The 13,956-nt window shown below is 72.8% G+C and carries 13 protein-coding genes and 1 riboswitch; of the genes, 7 read left to right on the top strand and 6 right to left on the bottom strand.

Features of this window, described 5'->3' with window-relative positions:
- Positions 1-370: 370 nt before the first annotated feature.
- From OHU34_RS04885 to OHU34_RS04895, 3 genes are all read right to left on the bottom strand, one after another.
- A complete protein-coding gene (locus tag OHU34_RS04885; protein ID WP_028806727.1) occupies positions 371-1,132 on the bottom strand; it encodes a CbtA family protein in 762 nt (253 codons plus the stop codon).
- 25 nt (positions 1,133-1,157) lie between these two features.
- Positions 1,158-1,379 (bottom strand): CbtB-domain containing protein, encoded by a 222-nt coding sequence (locus OHU34_RS04890; RefSeq protein ID WP_020129103.1) that lies wholly within the window; start codon positions 1,377-1,379, stop codon positions 1,158-1,160.
- A 36-nt stretch (positions 1,380-1,415) separates the two neighbouring features.
- Positions 1,416-1,563, bottom strand: a riboswitch (cobalamin riboswitch).
- 76 nt (positions 1,564-1,639) lie between these two features.
- The gene (locus OHU34_RS04895; protein WP_142267541.1) at positions 1,640-2,716 is read right to left on the bottom strand and encodes an enoyl-CoA hydratase/isomerase family protein; all 1,077 of its coding nucleotides are present in this window, start codon (positions 2,714-2,716) and stop codon (positions 1,640-1,642) included.
- A gap of 910 nt (positions 2,717-3,626) precedes the next feature.
- Here OHU34_RS04895 and OHU34_RS04900 point away from each other — a divergent pair.
- From OHU34_RS04900 to OHU34_RS04915, 4 genes are all read left to right on the top strand, one after another.
- The gene (locus OHU34_RS04900) at positions 3,627-4,796 is read left to right on the top strand and encodes a hypothetical protein (RefSeq protein WP_142267539.1); all 1,170 of its coding nucleotides are present in this window, start codon (positions 3,627-3,629) and stop codon (positions 4,794-4,796) included.
- A gap of 161 nt (positions 4,797-4,957) precedes the next feature.
- Complete coding sequence (locus tag OHU34_RS04905) at positions 4,958-5,518, top strand: (2Fe-2S)-binding protein (protein WP_142267538.1); 561 nt, start codon at positions 4,958-4,960, stop codon at positions 5,516-5,518.
- A 66-nt stretch (positions 5,519-5,584) separates the two neighbouring features.
- On the top strand, positions 5,585-6,625 hold the full coding sequence (locus OHU34_RS04910) for an FAD binding domain-containing protein (RefSeq protein WP_405764958.1): 1,041 nt from the start codon (positions 5,585-5,587) through the stop codon (positions 6,623-6,625).
- The gene (locus OHU34_RS04915) at positions 6,622-8,736 is read left to right on the top strand and encodes a xanthine dehydrogenase family protein molybdopterin-binding subunit (RefSeq protein WP_405764960.1); all 2,115 of its coding nucleotides are present in this window, start codon (positions 6,622-6,624) and stop codon (positions 8,734-8,736) included. Before OHU34_RS04910 ends, OHU34_RS04915 begins: the two co-directional genes overlap by 4 nt.
- Here the strand turns inward: OHU34_RS04915 and OHU34_RS04920 are convergent.
- Positions 8,733-9,830 (bottom strand): hypothetical protein, encoded by a 1,098-nt coding sequence (locus OHU34_RS04920; protein ID WP_405764963.1) that lies wholly within the window; start codon positions 9,828-9,830, stop codon positions 8,733-8,735. The two genes, OHU34_RS04915 and OHU34_RS04920, sit on opposite strands and share 4 nt — an antisense overlap.
- A 227-nt stretch (positions 9,831-10,057) precedes the next feature.
- On the opposite strand from OHU34_RS04920, the gene OHU34_RS04925 reads away from it, so the two are divergent.
- From OHU34_RS04925 to tgmB, 3 genes are all read left to right on the top strand, one after another.
- Positions 10,058-10,342, top strand: coding sequence for a DUF1232 domain-containing protein (locus OHU34_RS04925; RefSeq protein WP_200839884.1), 285 nt, complete (start codon positions 10,058-10,060; stop codon positions 10,340-10,342).
- 223 nt (positions 10,343-10,565) lie between these two features.
- Positions 10,566-10,757 (top strand): putative ATP-grasp-modified RiPP, encoded by a 192-nt coding sequence (tgmA, locus tag OHU34_RS04930; protein ID WP_405764966.1) that lies wholly within the window; start codon positions 10,566-10,568, stop codon positions 10,755-10,757.
- Between the two features lie 16 nt (positions 10,758-10,773).
- Positions 10,774-11,760, top strand: a complete 987-nt coding sequence (gene tgmB / locus OHU34_RS04935) for an ATP-grasp ribosomal peptide maturase (RefSeq protein ID WP_142267533.1) — start codon at positions 10,774-10,776, stop codon at positions 11,758-11,760.
- Between the two features lie 64 nt (positions 11,761-11,824).
- On the opposite strand, the gene OHU34_RS04940 is transcribed toward tgmB, so the two are convergent.
- Positions 11,825-12,070 (bottom strand): DUF5133 domain-containing protein, encoded by a 246-nt coding sequence (locus OHU34_RS04940; protein WP_142267532.1) that lies wholly within the window; start codon positions 12,068-12,070, stop codon positions 11,825-11,827.
- A gap of 105 nt (positions 12,071-12,175) precedes the next feature.
- Positions 12,176-13,945 (bottom strand): ABC transporter ATP-binding protein, encoded by a 1,770-nt coding sequence (locus OHU34_RS04945; RefSeq protein ID WP_230193575.1) that lies wholly within the window; start codon positions 13,943-13,945, stop codon positions 12,176-12,178.
- Between the last annotated feature and the right edge of the window lie 11 nt (positions 13,946-13,956).

Consider the following 13,956-nt stretch of genomic DNA (forward strand, 5'->3'; position numbering starts at 1 on the left):
CCGGTCGGTGCCCGCGAAGGGAACGCGGGCCATGACAGCAGACTCGATCGTACGGGCGACCAGGTCCTCGGGTTCCCGGGAACGCTCGCGAAGCCGAACCGCCCCGTGAGGAACACCAGGACCACCGACGCGGCGGGATGGGCGGCCGGCAGCCCGAACGCGCTGAGCGTGACGGTGAGACCGGCCAGAGAAGCGATCAGGGTGAGGTCGCGCTGCCCTGTACGGACGGCCGGTCGGAGGTTCATGCCGCCATCTTCGCGCGGCGCTCGCAGTGCTGATCCGGCGTCGGTTGGCGAACGCGCTCGTGAACGCGAGAAGGGCCCCGGGGTGGTTCCGTGGGCCCTCTCGTCGCAACGTCGTGCCGGTCGGGTCAGTGTGGGGCGGCCACCGGTGTGCCCGCGGTCACCGTGGCGGGCTTGGGGTGCAGCAGCCGTTCGGCCAGTTCGCCGAAGACGAGGCCGAAGCCTGCCCAGAGCGTGACCTGCATGGCGAGGGCGGACAGGCGGAACCGCCACAGCAGGGCGGCCGGGAAGTCGCTCGGCACCTCGTTGACGGCCGGCAGGAACTCGTAGGCGAGCCCGATGACGAGCACGAAGCCGAGGACGGCCGCGACGGTGGCGTTCCAGGTGCCCAGCCTCGGTGCGAGCCGCTTGCCCAGGATCACCGCGGCGACCGCGAGCAGCACGCCGAGCACCATCATCAGGAAGTACAGGGTGGTGCGCTTGCCGATGGTGTCGGGGTCGCCGACCGCGGGCGGGTTCGCCGGGTACTTCAGGAACGGCACGACGTACACGGCGAGCAGAGCGGCCCCCGACAGCAGAAGTGCCGTCGCCCGGGGGCTGAAGCGGCCGACCCGGCCGAGGGCGAAGCAGAAGGCGAGGGCGGCGATCCCGCCGAAGGCCACCCCGTAGATCAGCACGCCGGTGGCGAGGCCGGCGGTGGACTGGAGGCTGCGGGAGACGAGTTCCACCTCGTGGTGCTCGTGGCCCGCGGCGTGCGACTCCTCGAAACCGATCGCGCTGTCGACGTTCGGCTCACCGAGGAAGTAGGCGACGATCAGGGCGAGCACGCCGGCACCGAGGCCGGCGAGCATGCCCCGCACGAGGAGGTTTCTTACCGTTGCGGAGTTCATGAGTGTGCTGGGGTTCCCCTCGGGATCAGTGGCAGGGGAAACCGAGCAGGTGGCGGGCGTCGTGCACCCACTCGTGAACGTCCTCGCCGGAGACGACGGCTGTCGCGCCCTGCTCCGCGCCGACGAAGTACAGCAGGACCAGCATCAGGACGCCGAAGAAGACCGCCCACGGGGCGATGTCCTTCAACGGCAACTTGGCGGGTACGACGGGCGTGGTGGTAGTCGGCTGGGCGACATGCTGCGCCATGGCAGGACCTCCTCTGGGAGTTCGCGTCCCATCTCGGTGGTGCACATGACGACGGCCACGGGTCTGACTCGCGGTGTGTGCCCCTTCGGGGTACACCGTCCACAGTGGCGCGACCGTGCCGGGTTCTCACCGGCTTCCGTCTCGCCGTCGTCGATATCAGAGCGACGGTACCGCGTGCCGGGCCCCTGGCCAATACCGCCCCACCTGGCGTGATTCCACTCTCCACGGCCAGGTGGCCCGGATCACCATGCCGGTCCCGCTCAGCGGAGCCCCTCCGCGGTGGTGTCGGGTCGGGCGAGCCCGAGTTCGCGCTCGCCGAGCGGGGTGAAGAAGCGCTCGACGTCGGCCGCGGTGACCTCGGCGAGGGTGGCCGGCGACCAACGCGGGTCCCGGTCCTTGTCGATGACCTGGGCGCGGATGCCCTCGACCAGGTCGGGCGTGGTCAGGGCGGCGCAGGAGACGCGGTACTCCTGGTCCAGCACCCGTTCCAGGGAGCCGAGTCGCCGGGCACGGCGCAGGGCGGCCAGGGTGACCTTGAGCGAGGTGGGCGACCTGGTCAGGAGGGTCTCCGCGGCCTCCTTCGCCGCCGGGTCGCCGTGGGCGAACAGCCGTCGGACGATCTCCTCGACGGTGTCGGCCGCGTAACAGGTGTCGATCCACGCCCGGTGTCCGGCCAACTCTCCTGCCGGCAAGGGCTGTACATGACGGTCCAGGGCCTCCCGTACGGGCAGTTCGGCGAGGTCGTCGGCCAACTGCCGGAGGGAGGCGGACGGCACGCAGTGGTCGGCGAGCCCGCACGACACCGCGTCCCCGGCACCGATCTGGGCGCCCGTCAGGGCGAGATGGGTGCCCAGTTCGCCCGGGGCGCGAGCGAGCAGGTGGGTGCCGCCGACGTCCGGCACGAAGCCGATGCCGGTCTCGGGCATCGCGATCCTCGACCGCTCGGTGACGATCCGGACGCTGCCGTGCGCGGAGACGCCGACACCGCCTCCCATCACGATGCCGTCCATCAGGGCGACGTAGGGCTTGGGGTAGCGGGCGATGCGGGCGTTGAGGTGGTACTCGTCGCGCCAGAAGGCGGCTGAGGCGGTGCCGTCGTCGTCGCGGGCGTCGTCGTGGACGGCACGGATGTCGCCGCCCGCGCACAGGCCGCGCTCCCCCGCGCCGGAGACGACGACGGTCTCGACGGCCGGGTCGCGCTCCCATGCCGTCAGCGCGGCGTCGATGCGGCGCACCATCGCATGGTTCAGGGCGTTGATGGCCCTCGGTCGGTTGAGCGTGATGTGGGCGGCTCGGCCGGCGGTGTGCAGCAGGACGGGCACCTCGATGTCGTTCATCGGGATTCCTCCGTCAGGCCGCGGGCCACGATGACGTGCATGATCTCGTTGCTTCCTTCCAGGATCCGCTGGACGCACAGGTCATGGACGATCTTCCCCACTCCGTGGTCGATGCGGAAGCGCCGGCCCTGCCGCCGAAACCGGCCGCCTACAAGCGCGTTCGGCTTCCGACCCGGCCGGTCCGGGCGGGCCGACCTGCCCCGGTGGGGACGATCGACCAGGTGAGCGGCGTGGAGGCGGCCGTTCCGGTCCCCGGCCGGCAAGCCGACGGCGGCACGGCGGCCGTGCCGGTCGGCGCGCGCGACCCGGGTGGAGGGGGGAGCGGTGGCGCGTGAACTGGTGCTCGGCGTCGACGCGGCCGCAGTCGCGATCCGTCGCCTGGCAGTCTGATCGCCGGCCTGCCGGACCGCCCGCGTGGGTCAGCGGACGCCGTTCGTTCTCGGGCCGCCGCAGCATGCTGCGCCTGCCCGCGCGGCACGCGGATCGCGTCGCAGGTGCCGGGATCCCGTCGACGGCAGGGAAGCCCGCGGGACGACGGACAGGGCTCGCCCCGACGCGGATGGAGAGCGGGCCCTGTCCACCGGCTCCGATTCTCGGGTCCAGGAGGCCGGCGGGCCCATGGGTGCGGGGGTGCCGGCCGTGGTGAACGGCGCACACCCCGTACGAGTGGCGCACACCCCCCGCCCGGACCACCGGCCCGTGGACCGGATCCGGACGCGTGACCTGTGCCGCGCCGGGGAAGGCACACCCCGGCGGGGCGCCCACCGGTGTCCACGCCGCCGACCCGCTTGATCGCACACCCCCCGCGGCGGGCGATACTGGCCTTCGCACGTCGTCGCCACGTCGTCACCGCACTCACGAATGGACTCACCACATCTCCGCGACCGTTCCGCCCACGACGCCCTCCACGGTGTGGCAGACCCGTGGCCGTCACACCGGCCCCACCGCTCCGGACGTCCTGCGCAAGCACCTTCAGGCACTCAAGGACGCCGAGACCGTCCAGGACTTCATGGAGCTGCCGGACGCCGACACCCCCGAGGGGGAGACGGCCTTCGAAGCCCGGTGGCTGGTCGCGGAGGAGGTGACCGTCCGTGCCCGGCTCAGGCTCGCCGAGTGGTCGGGCCAGGGCCAGGAATGGACGCTGACGGCGGAGGCGGAGCGGCCGTGGGACCAGCGGTGGCCCTCGCCCGCCGGGATGTTCTGGTCCTGGGAGGCGGACACCCCCTGGGGCAACGAGACCGTCACCGGTGAGCGTTTCCTCGTCGCGAACCCGCTTCCGGCCGACGACAAGGAGCTGCGGCGCGTGCTCCGGGGCGCCCTGCGGGACACCTGGGCCGTCCACCTCGTCGTGCACGAGGCCATGACACCCGACGAGCTGGGCCGGCGGTCGCTGGTCCCGCTGCTGCCGCCCGGCCTGCACCACCGGGTCGTCGAGCACCGCGCGGCCCCGCACCAGCTGCGCACCGTGAACTGGGCGCTCAAGGAGGCCCGGGTGGAGGTGCCGCGCGGCGGGGCGCTGGTGCTGCCGGGGATCCCCGCCCCGGCCGACTACGACGCCGCCGACCACTCGGTGCGCAGTGTGTTCCTGGACGGCACGCATCCCACCGAGCTGCTGGACGCGGTACGGCGCTACGCGGCGCTGCCCAGGCCGCTGCCGGAGGACGCCGACGCCGCGCTCACCGCCCTGCGGGAGGAGTGGCAGTTGCTCACCCCGGAGGAGGAGCTCGCGCGCGAACGCAAGCTCGTGGTGATGTACAAGGAGGCGCTGGCGGCGATGACGGAGTCCCGGGACCTGTACCGGGAGGCCGCCGAGCACGCCCATGAGGCGCTGGCCGCGTACCGGGAGGCGGCGGCCGAGGCCGGGGAACCGCGGCAGGCGCCGGCCAGGAAGAGCGGCTCGCCGTTCCAGCAGCTGGGCCGGACCCTTGAGCGGTTCAAGGAGACGACCAAGGGCCTGCGCCCGGTGGCGTCCGCCGCTCCCGCGGCTCGGGTGGAGTCACCGGAACAGGACCGCACCGGTGGCACCGGGAGCATGACCGGTGCCACCGGCGGCGACGAAACCGAGGTCACCGACCGGTAGGGGTCGGGGGGCGGCAGGTAGGTCGGTAGGCGCCGGTGGGCGCCCTGCGGGCGCTCGTGTCCGTCCGCGCATGAATTACCTCGTACCGGGACGTGTCACACGCCCCTGTCTGGATACGCGGTCCCCACGGCACCACGGACCGCACCGGAAGGGACCCGCACATGGGCAGTGAGCACGGCCCCCGGTCGTCGCCGCACCGATCCGACACGACGCTGCGCGTCAACGGCAAGCCGCACACCCTCACCGTCGACCACCGGCGCGTGCTGCTGGACCTGCTGCGGGAGGATCTTGACCTCACCGGAGCGAAGAAGGGCTGCGACCACGGTCAGTGCGGCGCGTGTACCGTCCTCGTCGACGGTCGGCGCGTCAACAGCTGTCTGCTGCTCGCCGTCACCCTGGAGGGCAGCGACATCACGACCGTCGAGGGCCTGTCCGGCGACGGCGAGGATCCGCATCCGCTCCAGCAGGCCTTCCTGGAGCGCGACGCCTTCCAGTGCGGGTACTGCACGCCCGGACAGATCTGCTCGGCGGTGGGCGCGCTCGCCGAGGCGGAGTCGGGCCATCCCTCGCACGTCACGGATCCGGCGGCGCCCTCCGGACGACCGGTCGCGCTGGACCGGGACGAGATCCGCGAGCGGCTCAGCGGCAATCTCTGCCGCTGCGGCGCGTACCCGCGCATCGTCGACGCCGTCGAGGACGTGAGCGGGGCGGGCAGCACATGACCGGGCAGCACATGACGGGGCCGACGGCCCAAGGGCACGACCGGGGCAACCAGAGGACGTGATCCGGTGGAAACCTTCGCCTACGTACGGGCCGGCAGTCTCGCGGAGGCCGCCGAAGCCTTCGCCACGCACCCGGGCGCACGCTATCTGGGCGGCGGCACCAACCTCGTCGACCTGATGAAGCTCGGCGTGGAACGGCCGACCGCCCTCGTCGACGTCACCCGGCTGCCGCTGGACGAGGTGACGGAGCTGCCGGACGGGTCGCTGCGGATCGGCGCCCTGGTGCGCAACAGCGACCTCGCGGCGCACCCACGCGTGCGTGACCGCTACCCCGTGCTCTCCCAGGCTGTGCTCGCGGGCGCCTCGGGCCAGCTGCGCAACGCCGCCACCACCGGCGGGAACCTGCTCCAGCGCACCCGCTGCCCGTACTTCCAGGACGTCTCCAAACCGTGCAACAAACGGGAGCCGGGCAGCGGCTGCGCCGCCCGGGACGGCGTGCACCGCGACCACGCGGTGTTCGGGTACTCCGAGCACTGCATCGCCACCCACCCGTCGGACATGGCGGTGGCCCTGGCCGCGCTGGACGCCGAGGTCGAGCTGTACGGCACGGCGGGTGTGCGCCGGGTGGCGGCGGCCGAGTTCCACCGGCTGCCCGGGGAGGAACCGGAGCGGGACACCGTCATCGAACCCGGCGAGCTCGTCACCGCCGTCCTGCTGCCCGCCACCACGGCCGGGCTGCCCTCCGCCTACCGCAAGGCGCGCGACCGGACCTCGTACGCCTTCGCGCTGGCCTCCGTCGCCGTGGTCCTGGAGGTCGCCGACGGTGTCGTCGCGCAGGTGGGGATCGCCTTCGGGGCGTTGGCCCATCGCCCGTGGCGGGCCCGGCGGGCCGAGGAGGCACTGCTGGGCGCGGCCCCCACCCGGGCGGCCTTCGAACGCGCCGCCGAGCTGGAACTCTCCGAAGCCCGGCCGCTGCGCGACAACGCGTACAAGGTACCGCTGGCCCGCAACCTCGCCATCGACGTCCTGACCCGACTCGTACCGCACGACCCCGGACCGGACGGGCCGCCACCGCACGAGCCCGGATCGCGGGAGGAGGACTCATGACCGCCGTGGGCGCTCCCGCCGAGCGCAGGGAGGGCCGGGAGAAGGTCACCGGAACCGCCCGCTACGCCGCCGAACAGCCCCTTCCCGGGCGGCTGTTCGCCCGTCCGGTCCCAGCGGCGATCGTGTGCGGCCGGGTGACCGACATCGACGACACGGCGGCGCTGGCGCTGCCCGGTGTCGTCACCGTGCTCACCCACCGCAACGCGCCCCGCCTCGCCTCCGCGGACGACGCCACCCTCGCCGTGCTCCAGGACCCCGAGGTACCGAACCGGGGCTGGTTCGTCGCCCTGGTGGTGGCCGACAGCCCGGAGGCGGCCCGGGCCGGCGCCGCCGCCGTGCGGGTCACCTGTGTCGAGGAGAAGCACGACGTCACGCTCACCGCGACGCACCCGCAGGCGTACGTCCCCGAGAAGATCAACGGGATGTTTCCGGGCGTACGCGAACTGGGCGACCCCGACGGCGCGTTCGCCGACGCGGACGTGCGGGTCGACGTCGGCTACCGGGTGCCGCCCCTGCACAACCACGCCATGGAGCCGCACGCCAGCACCGCGCACTGGGACGGCGAACGGCTCACCGTGCACACCTCCAGCCAGGGCACCACGGTCGTACGCACCGTGCTCGGCGCGATGTTCGGGCTGGCGGACGAGCGGATCACGGTCGTCGCCGAGCATGTCGGCGGTGGCTTCGGCTCCAAGGGCACGCCCCGGCCGGACGTGGTGCTCGCCGCGATGGCAACCTGGCACACCGGACGACCGGTCACCGTGGTCCTCCCCCGCCGGATGCTGCCCACCTCCGTCGGCCACCGGGCGTCCACCCTGCACCGGCTGCGCCTGGGCGCGGACTCCGACGGCCGGCTGACGTCGCTCGTGCACGAGGTGACCACCTACACGTCGCGGATCAAGGAGTTCGTCGAGTACGCGGGCATGCCGGCCCGCATCATGTACGCCGCCCCGAACCTGCGCAGCCGGCATCACGTGGTCCGGCTCGACGTGCCGACGCCGTCCTGGATGCGGGCCCCCGGTGAGGCACCGGGCATGTACGCCCTGGAGTCGGCGCTGGACGAGCTCGCCGAGGCCCTCGGGATGGATCCGGTCGAGGTGCGGGTGCGCAACGAGCCGGACGCCGAACCGGACAGCGGCAAACCGTTCAGCAGTCGGCACCTCGTCGAGTGCCTGCGGGAGGGCGCCCGCCGGTTCGGGTGGTCCGACCGGGACCCCCGTCCCCGCACGCGTTCCGCCGGCCCGCTGCTGCTCGGGACGGGCGTGGCCGCCGCCACGTACCCGGTACAGGTGTATCCGTCGAAGGCGGCGGCGCGTGCCCTGCCGGACGGGTCCTTCCTCGTCGAGGTGAACGCCGCGGACATCGGCACCGGCGCCCGTACGGTCCTGGCGCAGGCCGCGGCGGACGCCCTGCAGGCACCCCTGGAGCGGGTGCGGATCCGGGTGGGCAGCAGTGATCTGCCGCCGGCCCCGCTGGCGGGCGGTTCCTCGGGTACCGCCTCCTGGGGCTGGGCGGTGCACGAGGCCTGCACACGACTCGCCGCACAGCTGGCGGAACATCAGGGTCCGCTCCCCGAGCGGGGGTTGGAGGCGCGCGCCGACACCAAGGGGGCGGCCGACGCCGAAAGTCCCTTCGCTCGGCACGCGTTCGGGGCGCACTTCGCGGAGGTCTCCGTGGACACGGTGACCGGAGAGGTGCGGGTGCGCCGGCTGCTCGGGGTGTACGCGGCGGGACGCGTCCTCAACCCCCGTACCGCGCGCTCCCAGTTCGTCGGCGGGATGACCATGGGCCTGGGCATGGCGCTGACCGAGGGAAGCACCCTGGACCCCGCCTTCGGCGACTTCACGGAGTCGGATCTCGCGGCCTATCACGTGCCCGCGCACGCCGACGTCCCGGACATCGAGGCGCACTGGATCGACGAGGACGATCCGCATCTCAACCCGCTGGGCGGCAAGGGGATCGGAGAGATCGGCATCGTGGGCACGGCGGCCGCCCTCGGCAACGCCGTGCACCACGCCACGGGCGTCCGCTTCCGCGAACTGCCCCTGACCCCCGACCGGGTGCTGACGGGCCTGCTGGATACCCCTCAGCACCCGGTACCGGCCGGCTAGCCGCCGCTGAGCGGGCGCCGGTCCGGGGTGCTCGGCGCCACGCTCCTCCGCCGCCCACCCAGCAGGCTCAGGAGGAGTGCGAGGAGCGCCGTCAGCGCGGCGGCCGCGGCCGTCGGGGCGGCGAGCCAGGCCGGCGCGAGGGTCGCCTCCGTGATCCCGGCCGATTCCGTCATCTCGAAGCGCGGGGCGAGCAGTTGGGCGCCGGCCAGCGCCGCCGGCACCAGTACGGCCACCATGAGCAGTGCCGGCGTGGGCCCGCGGACCAGCAGCAGGGCCAGCAGCAGGCAGATCCCGGCCGACGCGAGGGCGGCCGCCAGGACGGCCACGGGGGCATCGTCATGGTGCACGGGGATGTACGCGGCGGCGCACAGGGCCAGTGCCACGGCGGTGGCCCACGCCGACCACGGCACGACCGCCGCCGACCGGTCCGGTGGCGCTTGAGGTGCCTGCGCCTGGGCCCGAAGCGGTCGTGCGGGCCGGGGTTCGCCGTCGGCGGGGGACGGCGCGGGTGGTCCCTCCCCCTGCGGGACGGACGGCGGCGCCGCGAGCCCCGCCCGCTCCCGCGCGAGCCGTTCGACGAGTTCCACGACCTCCTCGACCGGCCGGTGGGTGGCCGCGGTGCGGACCGCCTCCTCGCCGCACCGCGGCTCCAGGGGCTCGCGGTACAGCAGCGCCATGAGCCGGGTGACCTCCTCCACGGAGCGGCTCTCGGCCGCGGCGCGGATCATGTGGCCGGCGTGCTCCGCGTGGTGCGGCGGCCGGGACAGCACGGTCACCAGCAGGGGTACGTCCTCCAGGGGCCGGTCGGTGCCGACCACGCGCAGTACACCGGCGGCCGCGTCCTCGCCCCCCTCGCACCGTTCGAGCAGGGTGATGAGCCGGGCGACGTCCTCCAGGGGCCGGTTGGCCGCGGCTGCGTGGAGAAGACCGTCGACGGGGTCGGGGTACGCGGGTCCGGCCTCGCTCGGCGGGCCGGCGTCGGGCCCGTACGCGGGAGCGGTCGGGGGGACCGGGGGCAGTGCGGTGGTGGCGGAAGGGTCGGGGAGGGGTGGGACGGAACGGTCCGTGAGGGACCGTGTGGAGCGGGTGATCATGCTGAGCTCTCTCTGGAGGGTGCGGTCGCCCCTGCATCCCCGAGATGCGACGCGCGACGTGACGCTGCCCATTACACGGGCCGCCCGGCACGCTCCGCCACTCGGACGCGGCAGGCGTGTGAGCCGCGTCCGATGCGGTAATCCCGCCGGAAACGGGAATCCGGAAACCGAAAGCGGGGAAATCGAGTAAGTGCAGACGCCGCGCGACGGACCATATGGGAGGGCCCGTGGATGCGCCAACCACGCTCGTCGTCGTCGCGGTGCTGGCCGCCGCGGCGCTGTTCGCCGTGGCCGCCGCCGTGCTCGTGCGTCTGGTCCGCGCCCGCCGGGGCCTGAGACGAGCGGGGCTTCCCACCGGGCCGCGCTGGGTGTTCTGGGGGGCGGTCCTGTACTTCGTGCTTCCCACCGACGTACTGCCGGACCCCGTCTATCTCGACGACATCGGTGTCCTCCTGCTGGCTCTGCGTTCCCTGCGCCGTACCCCCGGTGACACCGCACGCCTCCCCGACTGACCGTCCGGGAAGAGGTTTTCACCCCCGCTCGACCCGATCTCCCCTGCTCCGCGCCCTGTTCGGTGCCCGACCGCGCGATGATCACGGAGAGTAAGGAAACCAACCACCCGTTCGATTCGTATAAGTGACTGAAGGACGCACCTATCCAGCACCACGCAGCGGGCCCGAGTGACGTCGCACAGCGGCACCGCTTGATCGAAGCAGTACCGACGAGGGAGAGACGATGCAACCGTTCACGCTCAACTACGCACGCCCAGCGGCCGAGTTGGAGTTCACCACTCCGTACGCCTATGACCCCGGAATGCAGTTGAACGTCACTCTCGACGGCCGGATCGCCGCTCGTGACCACGCCCTCCTGAGAGAACTCGGGACAACGACCTCGACGGCGGGCTCCAAGACCCACTTCGACGACTGAACACGGACCGACGAAAATGACCGTGCTCATCCTTACCTGTGAAGAAGACGTCACGGCGGACATGGTGGTCGTGCACCTGAACGCCGCGGGCGTCCCCGTCGTCCGGCTGGACCCGGCCGACCTGACCCACTCCGTCGCGCTCTCCGGCGAGTACGTGCACGGTGCCTTCCGGGGCCATCTGTCGTCCGCCGGACGGCTGGTGAGCCTCGACGGGCTGCGATCGGTGTGGGTCCGGCGGCCCGGCGAGGCGGCGGCCCGGGCGGCCCAGCCGTCCGCGTGGCTCACGGAGGAGGCCTCACAGGCGCTGTACGGCATGCTCCGCGGTACCGGGGCACGCTGGATGAACCACCCGGACGCGTCCCGGCGCGCCCGGTACAAGCCCTGGCAGCTGCGACTCGCGCAGCTCAGCGGGCTGCCCGTGCCGGCCACGATCGTCACGACGTTCCCGCAGGCGGCGCGCGCGTTCGCGGACCGCTACCCGGACCTGGTGGTCAAGCCGGTGTCCGGCGCACATCCGCAGGACCCGCCCCGGGCGGTGCCCACCACCCGGGTCCCGCCGGGCGCGGACTTCGCCGCCGTCGCCTACGGACCGACGCTGCTCCAGCGCCGGGTGGCCAAGCGGGCCGACATACGGCTGACCGCGGTCGGCGACCGCATCCTGGCCGCCCGCAAGGAGACGGCCCCCGGCGGCGACCCCGACGTGGTGGACGTGCGCTACTCGCCCTCCACCACACCGTGGCGTCCCGCCGACGTCCCACCGCGCCTCGCCGAGGCCGTGCGCAGGTATCTGCGGGAGGCGGAACTGGCCTACGGAGCCTTCGACTTCGCGGAGGACGCCGACGGGACGTGGTGGTTCCTGGAGTGCAACCAGTCCGGCCAGTTCGGCTTCGTGGAGGTGGACACCGGGCAGCCGATCGCCCGCACCATCGCGGAGTGGCTGGCCGACGCGCCCCCGGAGCGCGATGCCCGGCAGCCCGACCGGTGCGGCTCCACCGCCTCGTGAGACGTCCGGGCGCGGCGGGCACCGCTGGGGCGCACCGCCGCGCCGGGTCCGCTCGGTGCCGCCCTCAGACGGCCAGGGACAGCCCGCTCTCCGGGTCACGCGCCGGCACCGCCGCCGCGGCCTCGAGCAGGGCGTCCGCCGCGGCGACCGCCTCCCGGACGTCGGGCGTGTCCATCAGCACGCACAAGGTGTACGTCACGTCCTGTAGTTCACGAGCCGTCTGCGGCCTGTCCCACTCCGCCTGAGCGATCCTCAGCGTCGCGTACCGGGTCAGCAACGTCCTGGCGACCTTCGGGTCCGGAACGATCACGAGCGCCCCTCTCTCCTGTTTGCGCTGCGTGTGCCCGGACCTGGGCGAATCATGCACGGCGGGCGGGAATGTCACCCGCCGGGGTCATGATCCGGCCACCTGCGCTCACGCGACCTGCCCGCTGTGCAGCTCCGTGTAGGCGCCGCCCCGGTGCAGCAGCTCGTCGTGCGTGCCGGTCTCCAGGATCCGCCCCTCCCCCATCACCACGATCCGGTCCGCGCCGCGCACGGTGGACAGCCGGTGCGCCACCACGAACGTGGTGCGGCCGCGCAGCAGCCGGGCGAGGGCCTGCTGGACCAGCGCCTCGGACCGCGTGTCCAGCGCGGACGTCGCCTCGTCCAGGACCAGCACCTTCGGGTCCCGGATCAGGGCGCGGGCGATGGCCAGCCGCTGCTTCTGCCCGCCCGACAGCCGGGCCCCGCGCTCCCCGACGAGGGTGTGCAGGCCCTCCGGAAGCCGTTCGACGAACTCCAGCGCGTTGGCGTCGCGCAGGGCGGCGCGGACCGTCTCCTCGTCGGCCTCGTCCTCCATGCCGTAGGCGACGTTCTCGCGGATCGTGCCGTCGAACAGGATCGACTCCTGGGGCACCACCGACACGAACCGTCGGTAGGTGCGCAGGTCCAGGCTGTTCATGTCGGTTCCGTCGAGCAGCACCCGGCCCGAGGTCGGCCGGATGAAGCCGATGACGAGGCTGAGCACCGTGGACTTGCCCGCGCCGGAGGCTCCCACCAGCGCGACCGTCTCCCCTGGGGTCACGGAGAGGGTGAAGTCGCGCACCGCCGCGCTGCCGTTGTCGTAGGAGTAGCCGACGTCCTCGAAGGTCACGGAGCCGTGCAGTGCGGTGAGTTCGGACTTGCCCTCGTTGTCCTCCAGTTCGGGTGCCTGGAGGACCTCGCCGACCGAACGCACCGACTCCAGGCCCTTGGTGATGACCGGGGCCAGGCCGGTCAGGGTGGTGGTGGAGTTGGTGAGGGTGGTCAGGAAGGCGCTCAGCATCACGACGTCGCCCGCGCTGACGCCCCAGACGCCGTAGTACGAGATGAGCGCGGCGCCGGTGAGGACGAGCACCCCGATGACGTTGAGCAGCACCCAGGCCAGTGAGCCGAAGCGGCCGTTGAGCAGGTCGAGTCGCATCCCGGAGGTGAGCAGCCGGCTCAGGGTGCCGTCCATGCGGCGCAGCGCCTTGCCCTCCAGCCCGTGGGCGCGGGTGACCGGGATCAGGCGGGTCATCTCGGTGACGCGCGAGGACAGGGTCTCCACCTCGTGCCGGAAGTCCTCGTTGTGGGTGCGCAGCCGGGCCCTGAGGCGGTCCACGAGCACGGCGGCGACCGGCACGACGACGAGGAAGACGGGCACGAACTCGGGGGTGCGCACGGCGATGATGACGAGGCCGCCGGTGAGCACGGTCAGCGCGCCGAGCCCCTGCTCGGCGGTCTGCTGCACCATCTGCTCCACGGTCTCCACGTCCCGCACCACCTTGGCCTGGAGCACGCCGGCGCTGACCCGGGAGTGGTAGCCGATGGACAGCTGCTGCATACGGGTGCACAGCGCGGACCGCAGCGTGGTGCCCATGCGGCGGACGCTGCCGTAGAGCAGCCGCACGTAGAGGAGGTGCAGGGGGAAGTTGACCAGCAGGATGAACAGGATGACGCCGGTGCTCGTCCAGAGTCTGCCGATCGGCTGGTGCTGGACGACGGTGTCGATGATGGACGCGGTGATCAGCGGCAGCAGCCAGATCGGGCTGTGCTTGACGGTGAACACACCGGCTGCGGCGGCGAGGCTGCGCCGGTCGGCGCGCAGGAGGTAGGCGAGGGTGCGGATCGGGTGCTCGCCCCGGTACCGGTGGTCGAGCGGTCTTTCGTACGACGACGCCATGGACGGCGGTC

This window comes from Streptomyces sp. NBC_00080 (assembly GCF_045041255.1).
Classification (GTDB): Bacteria; Actinomycetota; Actinomycetes; order Streptomycetales; family Streptomycetaceae; genus Streptomyces; species Streptomyces coriariae.

What these genes read in the sequence shown, in the direction of transcription:
- OHU34_RS04885 (WP_028806727.1), bottom strand. Translation starts at nt 1,132, where the DNA reads ATGAACTCCGCAACGGTAAGAAACCTCCTCGTGCGGGGCATGCTCGCC.
- OHU34_RS04890 (WP_020129103.1), bottom strand. Translation starts at nt 1,379, where the DNA reads ATGGCGCAGCATGTCGCCCAGCCGACTACCACCACGCCCGTCGTACCC.
- OHU34_RS04895 (WP_142267541.1), bottom strand. Translation starts at nt 2,716, where the DNA reads ATGAACGACATCGAGGTGCCCGTCCTGCTGCACACCGCCGGCCGAGCC.
- OHU34_RS04905 (WP_142267538.1), top strand. Translation starts at nt 4,958, where the DNA reads ATGGGCAGTGAGCACGGCCCCCGGTCGTCGCCGCACCGATCCGACACG.
- OHU34_RS04915 (WP_405764960.1), top strand. Translation starts at nt 6,622, where the DNA reads ATGACCGCCGTGGGCGCTCCCGCCGAGCGCAGGGAGGGCCGGGAGAAG.
- OHU34_RS04920 (WP_405764963.1), bottom strand. Translation starts at nt 9,830, where the DNA reads ATGATCACCCGCTCCACACGGTCCCTCACGGACCGTTCCGTCCCACCC.
- tgmA (WP_405764966.1), top strand. Translation starts at nt 10,566, where the DNA reads ATGCAACCGTTCACGCTCAACTACGCACGCCCAGCGGCCGAGTTGGAG.
- tgmB (WP_142267533.1), top strand. Translation starts at nt 10,774, where the DNA reads ATGACCGTGCTCATCCTTACCTGTGAAGAAGACGTCACGGCGGACATG.
- OHU34_RS04945 (WP_230193575.1), bottom strand. Translation starts at nt 13,945, where the DNA reads ATGGCGTCGTCGTACGAAAGACCGCTCGACCACCGGTACCGGGGCGAG.